This is a genomic window from uncultured Nevskia sp., assembly GCF_903885465.1.
Classification (GTDB): Bacteria; Pseudomonadota; Gammaproteobacteria; order Nevskiales; family Nevskiaceae; genus Nevskia.
Map to the genome: position 1 here is coordinate 1 of NZ_CAISIQ010000371.1, position 7,139 is coordinate 7,139.

General features: G+C 64.6%; 6 protein-coding genes. 4 read left to right on the top strand and 2 right to left on the bottom strand.

Going from position 1 to position 7,139, the window contains the following annotated elements; translation table 11 throughout:
• Both hcaB and QZY06_RS14520 read right to left on the bottom strand, forming a co-directional pair.
• Positions 1–720: 3-(cis-5,6-dihydroxycyclohexa-1,3-dien-1-yl)propanoate dehydrogenase (gene hcaB, locus QZY06_RS14515; RefSeq protein WP_295685785.1), on the bottom strand; the 720-nt coding region annotated here is incomplete at its 3' end.
• Positions 717–2,585, bottom strand: coding sequence for a sigma-54-dependent Fis family transcriptional regulator (locus tag QZY06_RS14520; protein ID WP_295685787.1), 1,869 nt, complete (start codon positions 2,583–2,585; stop codon positions 717–719). The genes hcaB and QZY06_RS14520, both read right to left, overlap by 4 nt.
• A 287-nt stretch (positions 2,586–2,872) precedes the next feature.
• On the opposite strand from QZY06_RS14520, the gene QZY06_RS14525 reads away from it, so the two are divergent.
• The 4 genes from QZY06_RS14525 to QZY06_RS14540 all read left to right on the top strand — a co-directional run bounded on the left by QZY06_RS14525 (position 2,873) and on the right by QZY06_RS14540 (position 7,009).
• A complete protein-coding gene (locus QZY06_RS14525) occupies positions 2,873–3,772 on the top strand; it encodes a VOC family protein (RefSeq protein ID WP_295685788.1) in 900 nt (299 codons plus the stop codon).
• A 65-nt stretch (positions 3,773–3,837) separates the two neighbouring features.
• Positions 3,838–5,031 carry a Rieske 2Fe-2S domain-containing protein gene (locus tag QZY06_RS14530; protein ID WP_295685789.1) on the top strand — a complete coding sequence of 398 codons (1,194 nt, stop codon included), beginning with the start codon at positions 3,838–3,840 and terminating at the stop codon, positions 5,029–5,031.
• 71 nt (positions 5,032–5,102) lie between these two features.
• Positions 5,103–6,485, top strand: coding sequence for an aromatic ring-hydroxylating dioxygenase subunit alpha (locus QZY06_RS14535; RefSeq protein ID WP_295685790.1), 1,383 nt, complete (start codon positions 5,103–5,105; stop codon positions 6,483–6,485).
• Entirely contained in the window at positions 6,485–7,009 is a 525-nt protein-coding gene (locus tag QZY06_RS14540; protein ID WP_295685791.1) for a 3-phenylpropionate/cinnamic acid dioxygenase subunit beta, read from the top strand. The genes QZY06_RS14535 and QZY06_RS14540 overlap by 1 nt, the downstream gene beginning before the upstream one ends.
• Positions 7,010–7,139: the final 130 nt, after the last annotated feature.

The following is a 7,139-nucleotide window of genomic DNA, read 5'->3' on the forward strand; positions in this document are numbered from 1 at the left end:
GCGCGAGGCCAGCAGCACGTAGGGGCCGCAGTAGTCAGCCGGCTGCGGGCAGATCCGCAGCGGGGTGACGCCGATCACCAGCTGCTCGAAGCCTTCGACCTGTGACACGTCCATGCCTGCAGTGCCATTGCTGGCAAGGCCGCCAAGGCGGGTGCGCATGCCGCCCGGAGCCACGCCATTGACCCGCACTTTCGGCGCCAGCTCGTAGGCCAGCTGCTTCACGACGCCGACCAGCGCGTGCTTGGCCGAGGTGTACAGCGGGCCACCGCCGGCCGGATAGAACGCCGCGTTGGATAGCGTGAAGATGATGCTGCCGCGACTCTGCACCAGCGCCGGCAACGCGGCGCGTGCGCCGAGCAGGCCACCCTTGACGTTGACCGAGAACAGCTCGTCGAAGGCGCGGTCCAGCGTGTCGCCCTCGTACTGGACCAGCGGCTGGAAGAAATCGAATACCGCGGCATTGGCGATGAGGGTGTCGAGACGGCCGAAACGGGCGAGCGTGCGCTCGACGGCGCTGACGTTGTCGGCATAGCGGCCGACATCGCCGACGGTGGTGACCACGGCATCGCCGAAGTCGCGTTCCAGCGCGGCGGCGCTGTCGGCGTTGCGCTCCAGCACCCCGACCTTGGCGCCTTCGTTGATGAAGCGTTCGACCAGCGCCCGGCCAAGGCCCGAGCCGCCACCGGTGATCAGTGCCACGTTGTCATTCAGCCAAGTCATTTCTTCGTTCTCCTCGTTGTTGTCTTGCGTTTGATTTTCGAGACCGGCGCCTTCGAGGGCGTCGCGCCTTGCTGCAGCTTCTTCAAGCGGTAATCGAGCTGGGCGCGGCTGATACCGAGCAGCTTCGCGGCGGCGGATACGTTGCGGCCGGTCTTCTTCCAGGCGGCGAGGATCACGCGGTCCTGCGCAGCCGGCAGGCTGACCGCCGGGCTGTCGATCAGCCGGGCCGCGAAGTCATCGACCAGGCGCTGCTCGCGGCTGTCGTCATCGATATCGGTCGGTATCAGCTCGCCATCGCCACCCAGTTCCATCATGTCGCGGCCGTGCTCGGAGGCTCGCGCTGCGAACAGTTGCGAGCGTTCTAGTGCCTGGCCCTCGTCGGAGAGGATCACGGCACGCTCCAGCACGTTTTCCAGCTCACGGACATTGCCCGGCCAGTCATGCGCGAGCAGGGCAGCGAGGGCGGGCGGCGTGATGCCGGACAGATGGCGCTCGTGCAGCTTCGAGAACTTGGCGAGGTAGTGGCCGACCAGCAGCGGGATGTCGTCGCGCCGCTCGCGCAGCGGCGGAATGACGATCGGAAACACGTGCAGGCGGAAATACAGGTCTTCACGAAAGCGCGTGCGGCGAATCGCATCCTGCAGGTCGGCATTGGTTGCCGCGATCACCCGCACATCGACCTTGCGCATCGTGGTGCTGCCGAGTCGCTCGAACTCGCCGCTCTGCAGCACGCGCAGCAGCTTGCCCTGAGCGGTCGGGCTCAGGGTGGCGATCTCGTCGAGGAACAGCGTGCCGCCATCGGCCAGCTCGAAGCGGCCCGCGCGCGACAGGCTGGCACCGGTATAGGCACCGCGTTCGACGCCGAACAGTTCGGATTCGATCAGCTCCTCGGGGATCGCTGCGCAGTTCACCGCGACGAAGGGTTTGGCGCGGCGCGGGCTGCGGTCATGTACTTCGCGGGCAAACAGGCTTTTGCCGACACCGCTTTCGCCGAGCAGCAGCACGGTGGCGCGCGTGGCGGCGACCCGGTTGATCTGATGCAGGATGGTGCTGAACGCTGCCGAGCCGCCAACCGGTCCGCTGCCGTCGCCGCGCGCGAGCGCGGTGGTGGTAATGCTCGGCTGCGGACGCGGTGTGCGGCGGGGTCGGCCGGGGCTGCGCGCCGATGATTCGGCAGGCAGCGGCTGCAGGTAGGGAAGGTCGAGCTCCGGATCGGCCCAGTCTTCGACCGGCTTGGCAATCGCCCGACACTGCGCGTGGCCGTTGGCGCGGCACTCGATCTCTCGTACCAGGATGCGCTTGCCCATGAAGGTACTCGCATAGCCGGAGGCATAGCCCGCCAGCATCCAGCAGGCGCTCTGTTCGCCGAACGGCGCCGCCGGCGGCTGAGCCTCGTCCTCGAAGGAATCCTTGAACAGGAATTCGCTGTAGAGGATGCCGGCACCGATATCCATCCTGAACTTGAGCAGTTCGATCTCGGCCATGCCTTTCAAGGCATGCAGCTGCGGGCCCACCGAAAAGGCATCGAAGCTGGTCGCCTTCGGCCGTGCGCGCTTGGCGAACTCGGCATCGCGGCAGCCGGCGACATAGCCCATGCGGGTGACCAGGCCGCGCGCCGCTTCCACGCCGACCAGCGCCACCAACTCCTTGCGCAAGCTGTGGAAGGCTTCGGCGTGCAGCAGCACCATGCGGCGATCATCGAGCCAGATGCGGCCACGATCAGGACTGAAGTGCAGGTGCGAGGCGATATCGCGGATGTTCGGGAAATGCAGCCCCGAGGGGCGAACGGCGGCCGATGGCGTCGTGCGCTTGCCTGCGGCGGGCTTCGGTGGCCGGGACGCAACGGATCGCGGGCGGATGGGCATGGTCAGGCTCCGGACATGACACGGCAGTGATTCATCAAATGATGAACCATGCCGTTGCTGAATTCCGAATTTGCTGAACGCTTCTCGACATCCCGATCCTCGCTCCATTTCTCGACAGCAGCGACAACTGCAATGTTTTCAGCGCTGTGCGGACATTGTCGTGACCCATGTGGGTGCTGGCACAGCCGTTGCGCCTTATGTTCCAACCATCGGGATGCAAAGAACGTCCCGGCCAGCCGCGATGCGGATGGACAAGACAGTTGATGCGAGAGAGAGGAGACAAGCGAATGGCCGCGATTTCGACGCTGGGCTACGTCTGCGTGAGCGCCAGCAATCTGGATGCATGGGAGTCCTTTGCGGTCGACATTCTCGGCCTGCACGCCGAGCGCCGCGACAGTGGCCGTACGCTGGCGCTGCGCATGGACGAATACGAGCAACGCATCCTGATCGCCCAAGGAGTTGATGACGACATGGTGGCGGCTGGCTGGAAGTTCGACACCGCCGACGCGCTGGAAACCTTCGTGCAGCAACTGGGCAAACGCGGCATCCGCGCCGAGCGCTGCGATGCGGCGCTGCTCGCCTCGCGCCGAGTCGAGCGCGCTTATGCCTGCGTCGATCCCGATGGCATGCAGCACGAGTTCTTCTATGGCCCGGCGTATGCGCCTGCGTCGCGGCCGTTCCGCTCGAAGGTGCTGCTCGGCCGGTTCGTGACCGGTGAGCTGGGTGTCGGCCATTACGTGAGTGCCGCGAAGGACTACGCCACGACCATCGCGTTCCACGAGGATGCGCTGGGTCTGAAAGTCAGTGATCACATTCGCGCACCGCTGGAAACGCCGATGGGGACGATTCCATTCGATGGCACCTTCTTCCACACCGAGACCGGCCGCCACCACTCCTTCGCGACGGCGCAGATTCCATTTCCGAAACGTATCCATCACGTGATGATCGAGGTCAGCGACTTCAATGACGTCGGTCTCGCCCACGATCGCTGCATCGCCGCCGGGGTGCCGATCATGATGGGCCTGGGCCATCACCCGAACGACGGCATGTTCTCGTTCTACTGCGTCAGCCCCTCGGGCTTCGCGATCGAGTTCGGCAGCGGTGGCCTGATCGTCGATGACCATACCTGGGAAGTGCGGACCTATTCGCAACTCAGCGACTGGGGACACAAGTCGCCCGCGCATTGAGCCACCGGATCAGGCAGCAAGACCCATAACAACGATCTTCACGTTGACTGCCGAGGAGCAAGGAAATGGATGGAGAGCAGATAGCCCCGACTTTGACCCCAGGCAAGTACGACGACGCCGTGCTTGGTTTCCGCAATCACTGGTATCCGGCAATGCTGTCGACCGAGATAGCCGAAGAGCAGATCGTCGCCCGCACCCTGCTTGGCGAAGACATCCTGTTCAAGCGCGTCGATGGCCTGGTCTACGCGGTGGCGGATCGCTGCCTGCATCGCGGCTTCAAGTTCTCGACCAAGCCTGAATGCTTCACCAAGAACAGCATCACCTGCTGGCTGCATGCGTTCACCTACAACTTGCGCAATGGCGAACTGGTGGCGATCCCGAGCGCACCGGATTCACGCCTGATCGGCAAGCGCGCGCTGCACGCGTATCCGATCCGCGAAGTGAACGGCATGGTGTTCACCTTCGTCGGCGATATCAGCCCGCCGCCGCCACTCGATGACGACGTGCCGCCCGGCTTCCTCGATCCGGACTGGTACACGGTGCCGGCGGTCGATGTGCTCAGCGACTGCAACTGGCGGCTGGCGGCCGATTCCGGCTTCGATCCGAACCACATCTTCATCCACAAGGACGACGCCTTCCTCGCCGCGCTCGACCGGCCGTTCCCGATCGCCAACCGGATCAGGCACGGCGACAGTTTCCATGAGATCGAGGAGCGCACCGGCGATGGTCCCAAGGGCCTGATCGATGCACTCGGCAAGGCCGAGCCGGTGTTCGAGTTCGAGTTCGAGTGCGACGGCGAGAAAGGCCGCATGGCCTCGAAGATTCCGCCCAACGACATGGCGCATCTCGCCTACGGTTCGATCGAGGGCTCGATCTGGCTGCCCGGTGTGCTGAAGGTGGCGCCCTGGCCGGTGCTCGGCATGGCGCATTACGAATGGTACGTGCCGGTCAATGAAAAGCAGCATCGCTACTTCATCGCCTGGTCGAAGCCGACCACCGATGCCGCCGAGAAGGCCGCCTTTCACGACGAAGTGATCAACAAGTGGAAGCCTCTGGGTTTCGACGATTTCAACGCGACCGATCTGGTTGCCAATCTCGGCGTCGAACAGGGCATGGAAGGGCAGCCTTACCGGAGCGCCGAGAATCTCTACGAAGGCGATGGCTACACCCTGGTCTGGCGGCGCCTGGCCAGCAAGTACAACCGGGGCCTGCAGACGCGCCGCGGCGCGAAAGCATCCAGTACAGGCGAATGCCTGTAGCGCGAGAAGCAAGGCAGATGACTGTTGTCGATCCGGCCGTTGCAAGGTGTCCTGACCGGATCCCTCCCGAAATGGAACGAGGAAGCACGATCATGGCGAGAGATGGCGCTACACCCGAAGACAGCCGGCGCGGCTGGAGCGCGGACGATATCCGCAAGCTGGTCGACGTCGAGACCGGCACGCTGGACCCGCGAGTCTACTGCGACGAGTCGCTGTACCAGATCGAGCTCGAACAGGTGTTCGGCCGCAGCTGGCTGTTCCTCGCGCATCGAAGTCAGATTCCGAAAGCCGGCGACTACTTCACGACCTACATGGGCGAAGACCCGGTGATCGTGTCGCGGCAGAAGGATGGCAGCGTCGTCGCCTTCCTGAACCAGTGCCGTCATCGCGGCATGCGCCTGGCGCGGCTCGATCACGGCAACACCAAGTTCTTCACCTGCTCGTATCACGGCTGGAGCTATGACTCGTCCGGCAAGCTGGTCAATGTGCCGATGGAGAAGAACGGTTACTGCAGCAAGCTGGTCAAGGCCGATTGGGGCGCGGTGCGGGTGCCGAGAGTCGAGGAATACAAGGGCCTGATCTTCGGCTGCTGGGATGCCGAGGTGCCGTCGCTCGACGAGTCACTGGGCGATGCGAAGTTCTACATGGATGCGATGTTCGATCGCTCCGATGCCGGCACCGAGATCTGGGGCGGTGTCCACAAGTGGGTGATTCCCTGCAACTGGAAGTTCGCGTCCGAGCAGTTTTGCAGCGACATGTATCACGCACCGCTATCGCACATGTCCGCGATCCTCGCGGTGATGCCGGCCGGCGTGCCGCCCGAGGCCGTGCAGTGGCCGACGGAAGGCCTGCAGTGGCGTTCGGAGAGCGCCGGTCACGGCACCGGGTTCCATACGGCCGATGATCAGGGCCAGTTGCTGGCGGCGATCGTTGGGCCGGCGGTGGCGGAGTACCTGATGGCGTCGCGTCCTCGTGTCGCCGAGCGCCTCGGCGCCACCCGCACCCATGCAGTCAATGGCGCGCACATGACCATCTTCCCGACCTGCTCCTTCCTGCCCGGCATCAACACCCTGCGGGTCTGGCATCCGCGCGGGCCGAACGAGATCGAGGTCTGGGCGCTGGCCGTGGTCGATGCCGACGCACCGCAGGCGGTCAAGGATCAATGGGGCCAGGGCATCACCCGCAGCTTCAGCCCCGGCGGCATGTTCGAGCAGGACGATGGCGAGAACTGGATCGAAGTGCAGCGCGTATTGCGCGGCACGAAGTCCCGCCGCCAGCCGTTCAATCTGCAGATGGGCATCGGCAACGAGCAGAGCGATGCCCGCTTCCCGGGCAAGCTCAGCTACGTGTTTTCTGAAGCCGCCGCGCGCGGCTTCTACACCCGCTGGGCGCGGATGATGGCCGGCGAAAGCCATGCCGAACTGGCCGCTGCCCACCAGCCGGAGGTGCGTTGATGAGCACTGCGATCACGCCCGAACTGCAGCTCGATATCGAACGTTTCCTGTACGAGGAAGCGGCGCTGCTCGATCGCCACGAGTACCGGGCCTGGCTGGCGCTGTTCACGCCGGATGCCAGCTACCGCATGCCGGTGACGACCAACTATCACGAGCAGGCGGTCGGCGCGCCGCCGCCGACCGGGCCGGTGGCGAACTACTTCGACGACAACGCCGTGACCCTGGGCCAGCGTATCAAGCGTCTGGAAACCGGCAAGGGCTGGGCGGAAATGCCGCCGTCACGCACGCGCCACTGCGTCAGCAACGTCTATATCAAGCCCGCCGATGTTGCCGGTGAATGGGACGTGGAGTGCTGTTTCCTGCTCTATCGCTCGCGTCTCGAACGGCAGGTCGATATTTTCGTCGGCAGCCGCAGCGATCGCCTGCGGCCGAGCGACGACGGCTCGCGCTGGAAGATCGCCCGCCGCGACATCACGCTCGACCAGGGCACCCTGCTGGCCAACAACCTGAGCATCTTTTTCTGATGAACCCGAACACGGTGCGTGCCTGTGCAGTCGACGAACTGAAGGATGGCGAGATGCAGCCGGTGGCCGGAACGATCGATCCGATCGGCATCGGCCGGGTCGGCGGCGAGTGGTTCGCGTTCGAGAACAA

Coding starts and splice junctions, on each gene's coding strand:
- QZY06_RS14520 (WP_295685787.1), bottom strand. CDS start 2,585: ATGCCCATCCGCCCGCGATCCGTTGCGTCCCGGCCACCGAAGCCCGCC.
- QZY06_RS14525 (WP_295685788.1), top strand. CDS start 2,873: ATGGCCGCGATTTCGACGCTGGGCTACGTCTGCGTGAGCGCCAGCAAT.
- QZY06_RS14530 (WP_295685789.1), top strand. CDS start 3,838: ATGGATGGAGAGCAGATAGCCCCGACTTTGACCCCAGGCAAGTACGAC.
- QZY06_RS14535 (WP_295685790.1), top strand. CDS start 5,103: ATGGAACGAGGAAGCACGATCATGGCGAGAGATGGCGCTACACCCGAA.
- QZY06_RS14540 (WP_295685791.1), top strand. CDS start 6,485: ATGAGCACTGCGATCACGCCCGAACTGCAGCTCGATATCGAACGTTTC.